This window comes from Blautia sp. CGZ-1-C1, from assembly GCF_056504575.1.
Genome location: NZ_JBWLUT010000102.1, coordinates 14,688 through 31,531, shown reverse-complemented (window position 1 = coordinate 31,531; position 16,844 = coordinate 14,688). Strand labels below are relative to the sequence as shown.

Below are 16,844 nucleotides of genomic sequence, written 5' to 3'. Positions count from 1 at the left end.
ACTATTACTTTAGAAGAAAGAGTATGCTCTTTGGACTGACCAGAATGCGTGGAAAGGCTGCGAGAAACGATACCTACAATACATATGAACCATGGGAAAATCCGGGAGTGTATGGCGGTATTATATGGTTTAACAGTAAAGACCATGACTACCGTCTGTCCAGAAATTTTCAGAAAGATCATGTTCTGGCAGAGTTGCTGAATGAGGATACGAAAGAACTGGCAGATATTGATGAGGTGGGACTGGAGAAAATCTTTGGAAATATCAGTGAGGCTATTTACGATAATACAGTTTCTGTTGCGCAGCTTAAGAGCGTAACAGGTCAGGACCTGGTACGTGAACTTCAGAATTATATGGCAAGTTATCAGGGAGCGGGAGACAGCTCCATAGATCTTGGACGTGCCATGCAGATGCTGAAAATGTCAAGAAAAGGCTACCAGGTACAGGCAGACCGGAAGCAGAAGGAAACAGAAACAGAACAGCAGAAGCTTCAGGCAAAGATGGATTATGTGATAAATGAAATGAATGATCTGAAAGAAAAACTTGCAGATATTGATGAGAAGGAAGGTTCTCTTGGGATGCGCCCCGGTGATGAAAATGGTGCGGTTCTTCTGGACGAGAGACTTGCAGAGACAAGAAAGAAAAGAAATGGATTTGCTATGGGAATGTTGGTGTCAGCGGCAGTCGGAATCATAGCGCTGATTTTATCTGCGATTATGGCGGACAGCGTTGTGGTGAGCATTGTTGTTGCCGTTATAGCTGCGATGCTGGTGGGATTCTGTGGAAAACAGCAGATGAAATACGCAAGAGAATTTCAGAAGAGAATGCGTATGAAGAGTCGCTGGAATGTCCAGACAGGAGAAACTGAAATGGAGCAAAGAAAGCCTTAAACAGGATTATGACGAGAAAGAGACGGCACTCCGTAATCTTCAGGAAGAATATCAGGAATATGAAGAGAATTCCTATCTGCCGACGTCAGAGGAGATGGAAGTGCAGGCTTTAAATATGGCTATGGAAACGATTGAGATGCTTTCAGGAAATATCCATCATCAGGTAGGTAGAAAACTTCGGATCCGTACTTCTCAGATATTAAGTGAAATTACCGGCGGAAAGTATCAGGAAGTCCTCATGGATGCAGGATTCCGTATGACAGTGAATACCGGTGACAGAACAGTAGCGCTGGAACGTCTCAGCAGAGGGACAATGGAACAGATCTACTTTGCACTTCGTATGGCGGCAGGTGAGCTTCTGTGCCAGGAAGAGAGTTTTCCGGTGATACTGGATGATGTATTTGGCATGTATGATGAAGAACGGCTCGCGGCAGTTCTCAGATGGATGCATAAAGAAAATAAACAGATCATTATCAGTACCTGCCATAAACGGGAGATGGAGATTCTGGACAGGGAAGGAATTCCATATCAAAAATTGATTCTTTCATAAATAAAAAAGAGAGATTATATGTAATTACTCCGAAATGTGTTAACAGGAGTTAAACATATAATCTCTCTTTTTATGAGTCAGTCGGATATCTGCAATCCGCCTTTGTTACTTATTAGTTATTATTTTTCCTTATACTGAGCCATGTAATTGCTTACACAACGGTTGATTCTGTCAACCGGGTTGAGCAGATGGCTGACGGACTGGTCATGATTCAGAGTATCAATGATCAGGGCAATATATTTACTCATATCGCAGGAGATATAATAGTCTTTTGCGAGAAGCTCAGGAGACTGGTAGATCAGGTTTGTGGTAAGCAGTTTGTCAAACACACCTGCTTTATGAGCTTCGTCAAATTTCTCAAGTCCATCTGTGAACAGTCCGAAAGTAGAACAGATATAAATTCTGCCGGCGCCTCTTTCTTTAAGAAGAGAAGAAATCTTAATAACTGTATCACCGGAGGAAATCATATCATCGATCAGAATCATATCCTTGCCTTTAAGGTTTGGTCCAAGGAATTCGTAAGCTGCGATCGGATGACGTCCGTTGATTCTCTTGGAGTAGTCAAGACGTTTATAATACATACCCATATCAACACCAAGAATGTTGGCAAGATAAATTGCACGATTCATACTTCCCTCATCAGGGCTGATAATCATAAAGTGATCATTGTCAATATGCAGTCCTTCTTCGTTTTTGAGAAGAGCCTTGATGAACTGATAGGATGGCTGCACTGTTTCAAATCCATGCAGTGGTGTTGCATTCTGTACACGAGCGTCATGTGCATCGAATGTAATGATGTTCTCCACACCCATGCTTACAAGTTCCTGAAGTGCTGTTGCGCAGTCCAGGGACTCTCTGCCGCTGCGGATATTCTGGCGGCTTTCATACAGATATGGCATAATAACGTTTACTCTGCGGGCCTTTCCGCCGATAGCGCCGATAACACGTTTCAGATCCTGAAAATGGTCATCAGGGGACATAAGATTCTTATACGGTCCAATATTATAGGTAAGACTGTAGTTACATACATCAACCATCAGATAGATATCATCACCACGTACGGATTCCATGATCGTGCATTTCGCTTCACCGGAACCGAAACGTGCTGTCTGAACCGGGATCAGATAGGAATCTCTCTGATATCCCTCGAATGCAAAAGAATCAAACTCTTCGTGGCTGCGTTCCTTGCGCCACTGCACCAGCCATTCGTTTACTTTCTCACCCAGATCCTTACAGCTGATCAGAGGGATCAGACCAAGTCTGCCCACCGGAAGTGTAGTTAAATCTTTAGTTGTTGCCTGTGCCATGATTTTATTTTCCTCCTAAAAAAATTTTCTGTATACGGATATCCTTTCCTTCCAGTTTAACCATGCGGTAATTGCTGGCGATTCGCGAAAAAGTTCGCTCGGAATAAGTATCCGAGAAATTTTCCAGTTTCAGATTTGTTGATATGATCGTAGACTTCCTGCGCATGATACGTTCGTTTATGCACAAAAACAGCTGGGAAGAGACAAAGCTGTTGGTAAGTTCGGTTCCCAGGTCGTCGATAATCAGCAGATCACTGTCAAATACAAATTCCTCGCCTTCTGTTTTCTCTCTGGAAAATTTGGATTCTGCAAGCAGATCAAACAGGTCAAATGCGGAAAAATACATTACGCAGTGTGCTGATTCCAGAAGTTCATGAGCAATACAGTGGGAAAGAAAAGTCTTGCCTACACCGGTATCACCGTAAAGAAACAGATTCTCGAAAGAATCATCAAAGTTTCTCACGAACCCTCTGGCTATATCATAAGCCCTTTTGGCTGTTTCCCTTTCGGTCAGCCCTGTGGCTTCGTTCTTCATTGTATCAGAATAGTAATCAAAAGAAAAGTGGTCAAAGTTTTCTTTTTTGAGAATTTCTTTTAAATTGGACTGTGTGTAGAGCAGCTCAATCTCTGCTTTCTTAAAACAGGTACATTTCTGACTGCCCACATAGCCTGTATCCTGGCAGATCGGACACTTATAAGGAAGCTCCAGATAATCCTCCGGATAGGAATTACATACAAGCAGAGCATTGCGCTCCTGAGACAAAAGAGAAATTGCTGCTTTGAGATCCTCGAGACTGGAAGATTCTCCACTTAAGAGTGCTCTTGCCTTTCTGGCACTTAAAGTTGCAACTTCCTCATCTATCTCGCGGATACGGGGGATCTTCTCATAAATTTCCTGTGTGCGTTCTTCGAGAATGCGGCGGTTTTGTGATTGCGTCTTGCTGTATTCCCTCATAATTGTATCATACTGATAATTCTGTAAAGGCATAATGCTGCACCCTTTCTTTTGTTATGTAAAACGTAACTGTTCAGTACCTTCACAGTTACGAGTCAAAATCCATTAAAAATCGCCTTCGGCGATGGGATTTTGACTTGTATGTCTCGGGATTTTGGCATGTTCATGCCAAAACACCCTCGCGGGATAGTAGACTGCTGAATAGTTACTGTAAAACATCTATTGATTCAGCAATTTTTTCTCATATTCACTAAAATCATATTCCCGCTGATGGAAATTATTAAAACGATTTGTAGCAGCCGGCTTAGGCGCGGCGGCTTTCTTCTGTGTCTTTTTCTCCAGTTTCTGACGCTGGTGCTGTGCATCAAGAAGACGGACATCAGCTAATGTGCGGACATTTTTATCTTTCCATCCGGAAAGAATTTTATCCGCATACTGGAAACTTGGCTGTCCGGTGGAGAGGACTGTACGGCTGCAAGCCTCCTGAATAATATCCATAGAAAAGCCATAATCATTAAGCCAGGTATTCATAAGAGAAATTTCTGTATCTACTGGATTTCGGCCGCTGATTCCCATAGATTTAAAGATAGTGAAGTATTCTTTTGCATAACGGGAGTTAGCTTCTTTTGCCATAGTGACAGTGGTGATTCCTTCATCTGCCCATGCAAGAGCGACAGTTTCTATGTACCGGATGCTCTTATGTCCGCGGCTGACGCTATACTCAATCAGGTATTCAATCAGATCCGGTGAAAACTTCAGCTCATCATAGAAGAATAAGATTTTCTTCATTTCAGTAGGTGTGAGTGTTTTACCGAGATATTGTTCTGCAATATAAAGGAGCTGCACGATCTCATCGTTCTGCTTTAATTCTTTTACACGGTCTGGTGAGAGTGAAGAAGCTGATCTGGCGGCCGGCTTTGTGGACGGAGCTGAAACATCAGATGACTGGGCGACAGTATCTTGTGCAACAGAAACTGTCTGAACAGCTGGTTTTGATGAATCAGAAACGTCAGATTTAACAGGCGGTACGTTCAGAGTAATGTCCGTAATGTCTTCGTTGCTTCTGTAAGTCAGGGTAAGGAGATTTACCTTTTCCCAATATTTCAAGGCGCGGACAATATCTCTTTCTGTACAGAAGAAGTGATCTGCCATCTGCTCCAGACTGAAAGGTACGGATGCGTCAGAAAGAAGCCTCAGAAGATAGATGTATACTTTTACAAATTCTCCGTTGGCTTCGGGCATATAGTTGTCTATGAAATTGTTTGTTAATACAGTCACTTCCGCATTGCGGGAATTCTGTAATGTGATCATAGCCATGAATCTCCACTCTCTTTCTTAATAAGCTACAGTTTATCGGTTGTTTTGGGTAATTCAAAGTTACTGTGTGACGTGAAGTATGGTATTGAACGGAGTCAACAGTAACACCCTGAATGATAACCTGAATTATAGCACAAGATTTTTTAAAAGAGAATAGGGGATTTTGCCTGAGATTTCTTCCACATTTGAATGTGGATAATGTGGATAATGTGGAAAGGTGAAATTGTTTATATATTATCGGAAACTAGAAAAATGGCGAATTTTATGGAAAAATGATGTATCACAGGGATAAATGAAGTCGAATTATGTAAAGTGACTTGTACACATATAAGTCCACATATTTAAGCGGATAAAAATGTGTATAACAATGTGGATAATGTGGATAAGTCACTCAAATACGCATAAATATGCGTAATACAAAGGGGGATAAATTGTTTATAACTTTTTTCAAAGAATCCTGGCATTCAGTAAAATCCTGCATTTACAATAGAAAAATCCCCGGCAATAAGCCGAGGACTTTAACAATCATCTAATATTAAGAAAAAATCTTATAATCTGCCTGTATTATTTACCAAGCAGCTGCTCTCCGATATTTACGACATCTCCCGCACCCATAGTGATGAGCAAATCACCTTCCTGACAGTTAGAAAGAAGATAATTCTCAATCTCGTCAAATGTCGGGAAGTATTCACATGGAGTTCCAAGTTCCTGAATTCGTTTCTGCAGATCCTCAGAGGAAATACCAAGAGTATCTGTTTCTCTTGCAGCATAAATATCTGCAACCACTACATGGTCTGCCAGACTCAGTGCCTTGGCGAATTCCGGAAGGAGCGCTTTGGTACGTGTATATGTATGAGGCTGGAATACGCACCATAATTTCTTGTGTGGATAATTGTGCGCTGCATGAAGAGTAGCCTCGATCTCTGTCGGATGATGTGCATAATCGTCTACGATAGTAACGCCTGCAACTTCACCTTTATACTGGAAACGGCGGTCTGTTCCTGTGAAGCTTCCAAGTCCCTTAATGATCACTTCTTCGGAAAGACCAAGAAGATGACCAAGAGCGATAGCTGCCAGAGCATTGGAAACATTGTGGATGCCCGGCACTTTCAGGTAATAGCTGCCAACTTTTACACCATTACGAAGAACAGAGAAGGATGCATGTCCATATTTATCATAAGTGATATCAGCTGCCTGATAATCGGCATCGTGTTCCAGACCGTAAGTGATCACATTACATGGAAGATCGCGGATAATGTCTTCATATTTAGGAGTATCTGCGTTAATGATCAGTGTGCCGTCAGCAGGAAGAAGTTCTGCAAAACGACGGAAAGAATGACGAATGTCATCAATATCCTTAAAGAAATCCAGATGGTCAGCATCCATGTTCAGGATAATACTGATCTTCGGAAAAAAGCTCAGGAAGCTGTTTGTATATTCACAGGCTTCTGTGACAAATGTTTCAGATTCGCCAACCCGGATATTACCGCCGATAGCCGGAAGGATACCGCCGACACTGATCGTAGGATCACAGTCTCCTGCAAGAAGGATATGAGATACCATAGAGGTTGTGGTAGTTTTTCCATGAGTTCCGGAAATAGCGATCGGTGTATCATAATTTCGCATGATCTGTCCGAGAAGTTCTGCACGTGTAAGCATAGGAAGTCCTTTTTCCTTTGCACAGGCAAATTCCGGATTGTCAGGATGGATAGCTGCAGTATATACGACAACATCTACGTTGTCTGTGATATTTGAGGCACGCTGACCGTAGTAAACAGTAGCTCCTTTTTGCTCAAGTGCCTGAGTAAGAGGGCTGGATTTGGAGTCTGAACCGGAGATAACAAAGTCTTCTCCGAGAAGAATCTCAGCCAGTCCGCTCATACTGATTCCGCCGATACCGATAAAGTGTATATGAAGTGGTTTATGAAAATCTATCTGATACATTCTATAATCTCCTTATTAAATATATTTAAGTTACTACTCACACACCACTATCCCGCGAGATGTTTTGACATAAAAATGCTAAAATTCCGAGATATACTGTGCGAATTTATGCGAATAGCATAAATAAGTTTGCGAAGCAAACGATACTCTTTGGGCCTTGCGCAAGGAGGTTCATATTTCCTGCATCGCGAAGCGTGTTACTGAGAACAGAGTGAACAGTAACATATTTAACTCATTATACTCCCTGTGCCTGAAAATGAAAAGAGCTTCTTTAAGTATGTCCTACATGATAAAAAAATACAAAAAACGACAATATATATATAAAAAGTGCATAATTATATAGGGAGAAACACAGCAAACAAATGAAAAAACGTGTGCAAAAATAATAAAAAAAATAAATATATCAAACAAAAATTGTAAATAATGTTCACTATCGGGGGAAAATGTGCTATAATTAAATAATCATAATTACAACAAGAGGTGATTGCATGATTAAGAAAGAAATGATAGCCATGCTTCTAGCTGGCGGCCAGGGCAGCAGACTGGGTGTACTGACAGAAAAAGTAGCAAAACCTGCAGTTTCTTTTGGCGGAAAATACCGCATCATAGATTTTCCGTTAAGTAACTGCATTAATTCGGGTATCGATACAGTAGGCGTATTAACACAGTATCAGCCTCTCAGGCTTAATACACATATTGGCATCGGTATTCCGTGGGATCTTGACAGAAATGAAGGTGGTGTAACAGTACTTCCACCTTACGAGAAGAGTACCAGCAGTGAGTGGTATACAGGAACGGCCAATGCGATCTTCCAGAACATGGATTATATGGAACAGTATAACCCGGATTACGTTCTGATCTTATCCGGTGACCATATCTATAAGATGGATTACGAAGTGATGCTTGATTTCCATAAAGCGAATAAAGCGGACGTGACAATTGCCTGTATGCCGGTTCCTATTGAGGAAGCAAGCCGTTTTGGTATCATGGTAACAGATGAGATGGGAAGAATCACAGAGTTCGAAGAGAAACCGGAGCATCCAAGCAGTAATCTGGCATCCATGGGTATCTATATTTTCAGCTGGCCTGCTTTAAAAGAAGCGCTGATGACTTTGAAGGATCAGAGCAGCTGTGACTTTGGTAAACATGTTCTTCCATATTGTAAGGAGAAAGGTGAGAGACTTTTTGCCTATGAATACAATGGATACTGGAAGGACGTAGGAACACTTGGCTCTTATTGGGAAGCCAATATGGAACTGATCGATATCATTCCGGAATTTAATCTGTACGAAGAATTCTGGAAGATTTATACAAAGGGAGATATCATCCCGCCGCAGTATATTTCCGCAGAAGCTGTTACTGACAGATGTCTGATCGGAGAGGGTGCGGAGATTTACGGAGAAGTACATAATTCAGTAATCGGACCGAATGTTGTGATCGGAAAGGGCAGTGTGATCCGCGATTCTATCATTATGCGTAACTCAACGATCGGAGAGGGCGTACAGATGGATAAAGCAATCATTGCCGAGGATGTTACGATCGGAAATAATGTTGTATTGGGATGCGGAGAGGAAGCACCGAACGTGCTGAAACCAGCAGTATATTCATTTGGAATCGCTACTGTCGGTGAGCGCAGTGTGATTCCGGATAATGTAAGAATTGGCAAGAATACAGCAATATCAGGAATTACTACACCTGAGGATTATCCGGATGGTGAGCTGGCCGGCGGACAGGTAATTGCAGCAAAGGACGGTGACAAATAATGAGAGCAATAGGTATTATTTTGGCAGGCGGTAATAATAACCGCATGAGAGAATTATCAAATAAGAGAGCGATTGCGGCAATGCCGATAGCCGGAAGCTACAGGAGCATTGACTTCGCACTGAGCAACATGGCAAGTTCTCATATCCAGAAAGTTGCTGTTCTGACACAGTACAATGCCCGTTCCCTGAATGAACATTTAAGTTCATCCAAATGGTGGGATTTCGGACGAAAACAGGGTGGTCTTTTTGTATTTACACCTACCATCACAAAGGAGAACAGCCTCTGGTATCAGGGAACAGCAGATGCAATCTATCAGAACCTGCAGTTCCTTAAGAGTAGTCATGAGCCATATGTTGTAATTGCATCTGGAGATTGTATCTATAAGATGGACTACAATAAAGTTCTTGAATATCATATTGCCAAACGTGCAGACGTTACAGTTGTATGTACTACCTGTGATGATCCAAATGAAATTGAGAGATTTGGTGTTCTGCGCATGAACGAAGACTGCAGGATTGAAGAATTTGAAGAGAAACCAATGGTTTCTTCCTATAATACAATTTCAACAGGTATTTACGTTATCCGCAGAAGACAGCTGATCGAGCTTATCGAGAGAGCTGCACAGGAAGGACGTCATGATTTCGTCCAGGATATCCTGATCCGTTATAAGAATCTTAAGAGAATCTACGGATATAAGATTGATAAATACTGGAGCAATATTTCTACAGCAGAAGCATATTACAAGACAAACATGGATTTCCTGAAACCGGAGATCAGAAATTATTTCTTCAAACAGGAACCAACGATTAAGACAAAGATTGATGACCTGCCACCTGCAAAATATAATCCGGGAGCACAGGTTAAGAACAGCCTGGTTGCCAGCGGATGTATCATTAACGGTACGGTAGAGAATTCCGTTCTTTTTAAAGACGTATTTGTAGGAAATAACTGCGTTATTAAGAACTCTGTGATTTTAAACAATGTATATCTGGGCGATAATACCCATATTGAGAACTGCATTGTTGAAAGCCGGGATACTATTCGTGCAAATTCGTATTACTGCGGCGAGGGAGAAGTGAAGATCGTCGTGGAGAAAAATGACAGATATGTATTATAAGTAAAAAGCCGGATAGATTCGGTAAAATCGAAAGGAGCTAATATATCATGAATATTACTGACGTGCGTGTGAGAAAGGTAGCAAAAGAAGGAAAGATGAAGGCAGTTGTTTCCATTACAATTGACGATGAATTTGTAGTACATGATATTAAGGTAATTGAAGGAGAAAAAGGATTATTTATCGCTATGCCAAGCCGCAAGGCAACTGACGGAGAATATCGCGATATCGCGCACCCGATCAATTCCGGAACACGTGACAGAATCCAGACAATTATTCTGGAGAAATACCAGGAAGTCATGGACGCAGAGCCAGAAGAAGCAGTGGCTGCAGAATAACTGGTAAAGAATAAACGTGAAATACTGAAAATAGGTTAAGAGGAACAGGCATTGTCTCAGAGATGAGATGGTGTCTGTTTTTTGCGTGATAGAAATTTGCCGTGATATCCTGTTAAAAAAGTCCTGTCGTGCGGGCTTCTTTTTTGTAGTATTTAAAATTATGAAATATTACGTAATTATTACAGAAGTTAATAAAAAGTGTTGATTTTTTTACGAAATATGTTATACTGGACTTCAGATTAACGAGAAAGGTGATTAATTTATGAAGAAAAAAGTTTTTTCATTACTGCTGGCAGCAATGCTTACTTTTTCCATGGGAACAACTGCATATGCAACAGAAGATGCTATAGCTGATATGCAGGCTCAGAAACAGGAAGCAGAAGCCGGACTTGCTCAGGCACAGGCGAACATTGACAGCCTTGAGAGCAAGAAGCAGGAGCTGGAGAACTATCTGTCTGATTTAAATACACAGTATGAAGATCTGACCAATGCAATCTCAGAACTCAGCATACAGGCGGGAGAGAAAGAGAATGAACTGAATCAGCTTCACACAGAATTAAAGAAAGCAAAGAAAGCGTTAAATAAACAGTATGACGATATGAAACTTCGTATCCAGTATATGTATGAGAATGGCGGCACATCTGCACTGACAACATTGCTGTCATCTAAAGACCTGTCAGAGTTTCTCAACAATGCCGAGAACGTTGCAAAGATTTCGCAGTATGACAGAAATATGCTGGAGAAATGCGAGAACCTCCAGAATACAATAAAGGATCAGGAAACTACTGCAAAAGAGGAGAAAGCTTCTATTGATGAACTCCTTGCAGAAAGAGCATCCAAGCAGCAGGAGGTTCAGGAACTTGCGGCAAGTACCAGCGATAATATCTCTTCTTATGTAAGTCAGATCAGCGCCAGCCAGGAAGAGGCAGCAGCACTGACAGCAGAGATTAATAATGCGGACAACAGCATTGCCCGGCTGGTACAACAGGCAGAAGAAGAGAAAGCTGCCAGAGAAGCAGCTCAGGCGCAGGCCGAGGCAGAAGCAACGGCAGCACAGGAACAGAGCGAAGAAGAGAACTCCGATTCTGAAGATTACGAAGAAGATTCCTATGATACAGAGGAGTCAGGAGATACATATTCAGAGGAGGAATCGTCAGAAGATACAGTTTCAGAAGATTCTTATAGCGAAGACAGTGATTCTTCTTATGAAGAAAGCACAGACAGCAGTGAAGATACATCTGACAGTTCTGCATCAGATGACAGCCAGTCATCTTCAGAGAGCGCAGACTCCAGTCAGGGAAAATACCTCGGTAACTTTACACTGACTGCATATTGCAACTGCGCACAGTGCTGTGGCACAGCAGGCAACCTGACAGCCAGCGGAACAGTTCCGACAGCAGGACGTACAGTAGCTATGGCAGGCGTTCCGTTCGGAACACAGCTTCTGATCAACGGAAACGTCTATACAGTAGAAGATCTGGGAACTCCTTACGGACATGTAGATATTTTCTTTAACAATCATTCTGATGCATTAAGCTTTGGACTCCAGTCAGCAGAAGTTTATCAGCTGAATTAATTATAAAAATATTCAACAAAAAGAACTCTGATCAAACAGGGTTCTTTTTGCATTGATGAAATTGTTACTATTTTATTGGATTTATTAAGATAAAGTCAGGGATAAAATATCTTTTGGCTCTGTGTATTATATGGGGGAAATAAATGAGGATCTGTGGTTTTAATAAAACAACATTATTAGATTATCCGGGAAAAGTAGCCAGTACCATATTTCTGGGAGGCTGCAATTTCCGCTGTCCATTTTGCCAGAACAGTGTGCTGGTAACAGCGCCTGGGGAACAGCCGGATTATGCCCAGGAAGAACTTCTGGCATTCTTACAAAAGAGAAAAGGCATTCTTGACGGTGTCTGTATCTCAGGCGGTGAGCCGACCCTGTCTGACGGGCTGGAAGAATTTATAGTGAAGATAAAAGAACTGGGATATGCTGTCAAACTGGACACGAATGGTTCACGTCCGGAGATAGTGAAACATCTGGCAGAGGCAGGACTGATTGATAAGGTGGCGATGGATATTAAGGCCTGTCCCGATAATTATAGAAATCTGACAGGAATTGAGAAACCAGACATGGACAGCATCTTTGAGACAGCGGACTTTTTGCTTCATGGAAAACTGGACTATGAATTTCGGACTACAGTTGTGCGGGAACTGCATACGCAGAAAGATTTTGAAGAAATTGCAGAGTGGCTTAAGGGAGCGAAAGAATATTACCTCCAGGCCTATAAGGACTCGGACGGAGTCCTGAGACCTGGATATGAAAGTTACACTTTTGAAGAACTTCAGGGCTTTCAGAAGATTCTTCAGAAGACAATTTTATCGGTGGGAATCCGGGGCATCGATTAAACGATACCAGTAGCCGCCGCGAGCTTTTGACATTTCTATATAATCGCTTTCTTTGAAATACGGAAAACCAAACATATTTGCCATAAAACGCTCCTGCTGATTATAACTGCCCGGAACACCCAGAATATATTGCCCATTATTTTTCTGCCCCAAAAGCAAATGCCCGAAATTATAATGTCCATACTGGATAAAACGGTTATTGCGCAGTGTACAGTATTGACGCGGGAAACGCTTTAGATCATTAAGATGAATTTTCCATGCTGTTGCAATTTCGCCATCTGAGAATGGGGAAAACTCGGAAGAAGTTTTGCGATTTTGGGGATTTACTGGGGGTGTGGAAGGCGAAACTTTCTTGGGCAAACTACTCTTTTGTTGTGAAGACAGTATGTTGGAGTCAGATTCTTTGGAGTTCTCTTTGAGGGCATTAAATGTCTGTGTAAGTGGCTGCGAAGCAACAGAATCAGGGGTGCTTTTAGATATTTCGCCTTCATTTATAGCATTCTTGGAAGAATCGACAGATACAAAAGAAGTATTCGGTTTATTAAGATTTATGTGATCTGGAAAAACTGTAGATGTATTATTCTCTGGGGCATTTACAGATTTTGAGGCCTCTGTGAATGTATCCGGTGATTTTGTATGTATTTCAGAAACTTCGGGTGGCATTGAGATTTCTTGTATAGTGGCAGTGAAAGAAGAATCAGAAATGTTAGCAGGAGCAGAAACATTTAAACTTGTGTCAATATTGTCGGAGTTTATATTTTCCATATTGGGTGAAGATTCATCGATAGGCGCATCTGATGTGTGTGAAATCTCATCGACAGGACTATCTGATGTACGTGAAGTTTCTACTTTCAACTCGCGGAAATTTTCAGGCCGGATTATCTGGTCATCCCATTCTGTGCCAAAGAATCCGCCATTATCAGTAATAATAACCATACCGCCCATCTTTCCAAGCGCTATGCCAGACTCATTCATATTCAAGGCATCTGTTATGATCAGGCATTCGATAATTTCTTTCTCTGTCTCACAGCTATCCAGAAGGATACCATTGATCAGTCCATCCTTTCGCGTAAATCCATAAATTCTGCACATTACATTCTCAGGAAGCCCCGGACAATGCAGATGTACCTCAACAGAACATTGCTGATCTTTCACCTCAACTTTAATAAAACCACAGTTACTGCCTTTCTTACCATTTTCGTAGTCATATACATATGCGATAAAACGCCGATATCCAGCCAAAATCTTCCCTCCGTAAAACCAGATTCAATAATGTATATGACCATGATAAAAAAATATTCGAAAAAATTAAAAAAATTTGAAAAAATCTATTGACAAACTGCGATTTTATTAATATAATATCACTTGCATTGACGAAGCGTGGCTCAGTTTGGTAGAGCGCTGCGTTCGGGACGCAGAGGTCGTGGGTTCGAATCCCGTCGCTTCGACTAGCATAAAACAGCGAAAGTGCCAGAGAAATCAAGGTTCTCGGCACTTTCTTTTTTTATCTCATTTCCTTCAGTTTGTCCAGTTCATGAATTTTTGCAAGCTTTTCACGAATTTTTACAGCCAATTCCAATGAACAGTAACTGCGAATATCCGATTGACTGCAAAAATTTTGTAAATGGGTTGATTTTATAATAGATTTTTGCTATCGTTATTTCAAACGAAAAAGCTTGCTATATTTTGGCTTTGGGTAAGCTTCAACGTATAAAGTTACATTTCAATTTGCTTGGGTTAAGAAACTCCGGGCTTTTTTTATGTTAAAAATGGGAAAGGAAGGCAGAGCTTGACAGATCAGGAACGTTTTATGAAAGAAGCTATCCGCCAGGCAAAGAAAGCGGAGGCTTTGGAAGAAGTACCAATTGGCTGTGTAATCGTATATGAAGGAAAGATTATTGCACGCGGATATAATAGGAGAAATACAGATAGAAACACACTCTCTCATGCAGAGTTGAATGCAATCCGAAAAGCCAGTAAAAAGCTTGGTGACTGGCGGTTAGAGGGGTGCACGATGTACGTGACACTGGAACCATGTCAGATGTGTTCCGGGGCGCTTGTGCAGTCCAGAATTGATGAAGTTGTGATTGGCTGTATGAATGCTAAGGCAGGCTGTGCGGGTTCAGTTATGAATCTTCTGCAGGTAGAGGGGTTTAATCATCAGGTAAAAATTACGCAGGGGGTTTTGGAAGAAGAATGTTCCACAATGCTGTCTGATTTCTTCAAAAGGCTTCGTGAGAAAAAGAAACAGGAAAAAGCAACGCGAAAATTAGAACAGGAGAGGCTTGAGGCGAAAGAATGAAAAGAGATACAACAAATGATATGACAATCGGCAATCCGGTGAGTCTGATCATAAAATTTATGATTCCCATGTGTCTGGGAAATCTTTTCCAGCAGTTTTATAACATTGCGGACTCGATCGTTGCCGGAAAATTTATCGGCGTAAATGCACTTGCGGCAATTGGAAGCACCGGTTCGCTGATGTTCTTTGTAACAGGCTGGCTGAATGGGCTTAGCAGTGGGTTTGCGATTATTGTAGCCCAGATGTTCGGAGCGAAAAAATTTGACAGGATGCGCCATTATGTTGCCATGTCCATTTACCTTATGGCTGCATTTTCCATTGTTATGACAATAGGATTCAGTCTTGCGAACAAACCAATTCTGCATCTGATGAATTCGCCGGAAGAGGTATTTGGTGATGTAACTGCATATATGGGAATTATTTATGCAGGTCTTATTATCACAGGTGCATACAATGCACTTGCTGCTTTCCTGCGTGCGTTGGGTGACTCCAAGTCACCACTGTATTTCCTGATCATTTCGGCTGTGATCAATGTTATTCTGGATGTAGTTTTCATCGTAGTTTTTGGAATGGGTGTAGAAGGATGTGGATATGCCACAGTGATCGCACAGGGAATTTCGGCAGTGTGCTGCCTGATTTATATTGTAAAAAGATTTCCAATCCTTCATCTGGAGCGGAAGGATTTTGAGATATGCTGGGGCAGTTTCGGCAGGCTTCTGAAGCTTGGAATTCCTATGGGATTGCAGTTCTCGATTACAGCAATCGGAACCATTATTGTGCAGAGTGCGGTCAATATTTACGGACCTGTACATATGGCCGGATTCTCTGCTGCCGGTAAGATCCAGAATATTTTTGCCACAGTATTTACATCCTTTGGTGCGACTATTGCAACCTATGTGGGACAGAATCGTGGCGCCGGTAAAATGGATCGTGTGAAACTGGGCGTGCGCTATACACAGTTGATGATCTGGGGATGGAGTATCTTTGTCATGCTCCTGATGTTTTTCTTTGGAAAATATCTGACCTACCTTTTCGTAGATCCATCAGAGCAGAATGTAGTGCAGGTATCTGTCACATATTTCAGAACAGTGTTCTGGGCTTATCCATTTCTTGGAAGTATCTTTTTGTATCGAAATACCCTTCAGGGAATGGGATACGGACTTGTACCAATGCTTGGAGGCGTATTCGAACTGGCGGCAAGAGCAGGAATCGTTGTACTGATCGCGGGACATACGTCTTTTGCAGGAGTCTGTATGGCTGATCCTGCAGCCTGGATCGCCGCACTTGTACCATTAGTTCCATATTATTTTCATGTGATGAAGAAATACAAAAACAAAAGCCGTGTACAGGCTGTAGAAGATTAAAGAAAAAAGCATTCAGGAGATTATCGTAAAGATAAAATCCAGAATGCTTTTTATTTCATATGATGACTCACATCATGAATATTCTTTTTTGCGCGCCGCACTTCGGAATGGTCCCACAGACGTTACCTCTACAGTTAACTCAGCCCAGGCACCCTTACGGCACACAAGAGCTTCTGCTTAGTGCTGCTACATTCCTGTCCTGACACGGTTCACAGATTCCTGTTGCGTAAGACCCAAACGTCAACGCCACTTATAGAGGGCAGCTCCACAGGATACAAGCCTCAGATTGGCATCACCCCTGCTGTAGCGGATTGCAGGTACAGGGCACCGCTATCTCCCCGGCTGCGCACTCTTGATTATATAGGCGGGGACTGGGTTTGTCAATAGAAAATCCTTCGTGTGAGAGATTTTCTGAATATAGAGTGTTACTGTTCACTCCGTTCCCAGCAACACGCTTCGCGATGCACAGAATTTATGCTAATCGCATAAATTCGCGCGGTATGTCTCGGGATTTTGGCATATTCATGCCAAAACGCCTCGCGGGATAGTGGCGTGTGAACAATAACAATATAGAAACTATGGAT

Annotated in this window: 13 protein-coding genes, 1 tRNA gene, 1 other RNA gene and 1 pseudogene; 10 read left to right on the top strand and 6 right to left on the bottom strand. The window is 41.8% G+C overall.

From position 1 onward, the window contains the following. Both AC058W_RS09140 and AC058W_RS09135 read left to right on the top strand, forming a co-directional pair. Positions 1-890: pseudogene (locus AC058W_RS09140) on the top strand (hypothetical protein); the annotation flags it as partial. After that, the gene (locus AC058W_RS09135; protein WP_479389994.1) at positions 847-1,440 is read left to right on the top strand and encodes an ATP-binding protein; all 594 of its coding nucleotides are present in this window, start codon (positions 847-849) and stop codon (positions 1,438-1,440) included. The pseudogene AC058W_RS09140 and the gene AC058W_RS09135, both read left to right, overlap by 44 nt. Before the next feature lie 119 nt (positions 1,441-1,559). Here the strand turns inward: AC058W_RS09135 and AC058W_RS09130 are convergent, their stop codons facing one another. The 4 genes from AC058W_RS09130 to murC all read right to left on the bottom strand — a co-directional run bounded on the left by AC058W_RS09130 (position 1,560) and on the right by murC (position 6,963). After that, complete coding sequence (locus AC058W_RS09130) at positions 1,560-2,747, bottom strand: ribose-phosphate pyrophosphokinase (protein ID WP_117676646.1); 1,188 nt, start codon at positions 2,745-2,747, stop codon at positions 1,560-1,562. 4 nt (positions 2,748-2,751) lie between these two features. After that, on the bottom strand, positions 2,752-3,735 hold the full coding sequence (locus AC058W_RS09125) for an ATP-binding protein (protein ID WP_117676645.1): 984 nt from the start codon (positions 3,733-3,735) through the stop codon (positions 2,752-2,754). Between the two features lie 186 nt (positions 3,736-3,921). Continuing rightward, positions 3,922-5,019: a DnaD domain protein gene (locus AC058W_RS09120; protein WP_479389993.1), complete on the bottom strand. Its 1,098-nt coding sequence runs from the start codon at positions 5,017-5,019 to the stop codon at positions 3,922-3,924. A 564-nt stretch (positions 5,020-5,583) separates the two neighbouring features. Continuing rightward, positions 5,584-6,963: a UDP-N-acetylmuramate--L-alanine ligase gene (murC, locus tag AC058W_RS09115; protein ID WP_117676643.1), complete on the bottom strand. Its 1,380-nt coding sequence runs from the start codon at positions 6,961-6,963 to the stop codon at positions 5,584-5,586. Positions 6,964-7,451: 488 nt separating this feature from the next. Between murC and AC058W_RS09110 the strand changes: the two genes are divergently transcribed. The 5 genes from AC058W_RS09110 (at position 7,452) to AC058W_RS09090 (ending at position 12,594) form a co-directional block, all read left to right on the top strand. Further along, positions 7,452-8,726 carry a glucose-1-phosphate adenylyltransferase gene (locus AC058W_RS09110; RefSeq protein WP_117676642.1) on the top strand — a complete coding sequence of 425 codons (1,275 nt, stop codon included), beginning with the start codon at positions 7,452-7,454 and terminating at the stop codon, positions 8,724-8,726. After that, positions 8,726-9,844, top strand: a complete 1,119-nt coding sequence (glgD, locus tag AC058W_RS09105) for a glucose-1-phosphate adenylyltransferase subunit GlgD (RefSeq protein WP_117676641.1) — start codon at positions 8,726-8,728, stop codon at positions 9,842-9,844. The genes AC058W_RS09110 and glgD overlap by 1 nt, the downstream gene beginning before the upstream one ends. A gap of 47 nt (positions 9,845-9,891) precedes the next feature. After that, entirely contained in the window at positions 9,892-10,179 is a 288-nt protein-coding gene (spoVG, locus tag AC058W_RS09100; protein ID WP_117845164.1) for a septation regulator SpoVG, read from the top strand. Positions 10,180-10,441: 262 nt separating this feature from the next. Continuing rightward, complete coding sequence (locus tag AC058W_RS09095; protein ID WP_479389992.1) at positions 10,442-11,755, top strand: PcsB-like coiled-coil domain-containing protein; 1,314 nt, start codon at positions 10,442-10,444, stop codon at positions 11,753-11,755. Positions 11,756-11,898: 143 nt separating this feature from the next. After that, positions 11,899-12,594, top strand: coding sequence for an anaerobic ribonucleoside-triphosphate reductase activating protein (locus AC058W_RS09090; RefSeq protein ID WP_118137115.1), 696 nt, complete (start codon positions 11,899-11,901; stop codon positions 12,592-12,594). On the opposite strand, the gene AC058W_RS09085 is transcribed toward AC058W_RS09090, so the two are convergent. Then, positions 12,565-13,569 carry a DUF6128 domain-containing protein gene (locus tag AC058W_RS09085; RefSeq protein ID WP_479389991.1) on the bottom strand — a complete coding sequence of 335 codons (1,005 nt, stop codon included), beginning with the start codon at positions 13,567-13,569 and terminating at the stop codon, positions 12,565-12,567. The two genes, AC058W_RS09090 and AC058W_RS09085, sit on opposite strands and share 30 nt — an antisense overlap. A 399-nt stretch (positions 13,570-13,968) precedes the next feature. On the opposite strand from AC058W_RS09085, the gene AC058W_RS09080 reads away from it, so the two are divergent. The 3 genes from AC058W_RS09080 to AC058W_RS09070 all read left to right on the top strand — a co-directional run bounded on the left by AC058W_RS09080 (position 13,969) and on the right by AC058W_RS09070 (position 16,260). Beyond that, a tRNA-Pro gene (locus tag AC058W_RS09080) sits at positions 13,969-14,042 on the top strand. Between the two features lie 341 nt (positions 14,043-14,383). Next, positions 14,384-14,896: a tRNA adenosine(34) deaminase TadA gene (gene tadA, locus AC058W_RS09075; protein ID WP_117676637.1), complete on the top strand. Its 513-nt coding sequence runs from the start codon at positions 14,384-14,386 to the stop codon at positions 14,894-14,896. Next, on the top strand, positions 14,893-16,260 hold the full coding sequence (locus AC058W_RS09070; protein WP_117676636.1) for an MATE family efflux transporter: 1,368 nt from the start codon (positions 14,893-14,895) through the stop codon (positions 16,258-16,260). The genes tadA and AC058W_RS09070 overlap by 4 nt, the downstream gene beginning before the upstream one ends. A 90-nt stretch (positions 16,261-16,350) precedes the next feature. On the opposite strand, the gene ffs is transcribed toward AC058W_RS09070, so the two are convergent. Continuing rightward, an RNA gene (gene ffs, locus AC058W_RS09065) (signal recognition particle sRNA large type) lies at positions 16,351-16,610 on the bottom strand. Positions 16,611-16,844: the final 234 nt, after the last annotated feature.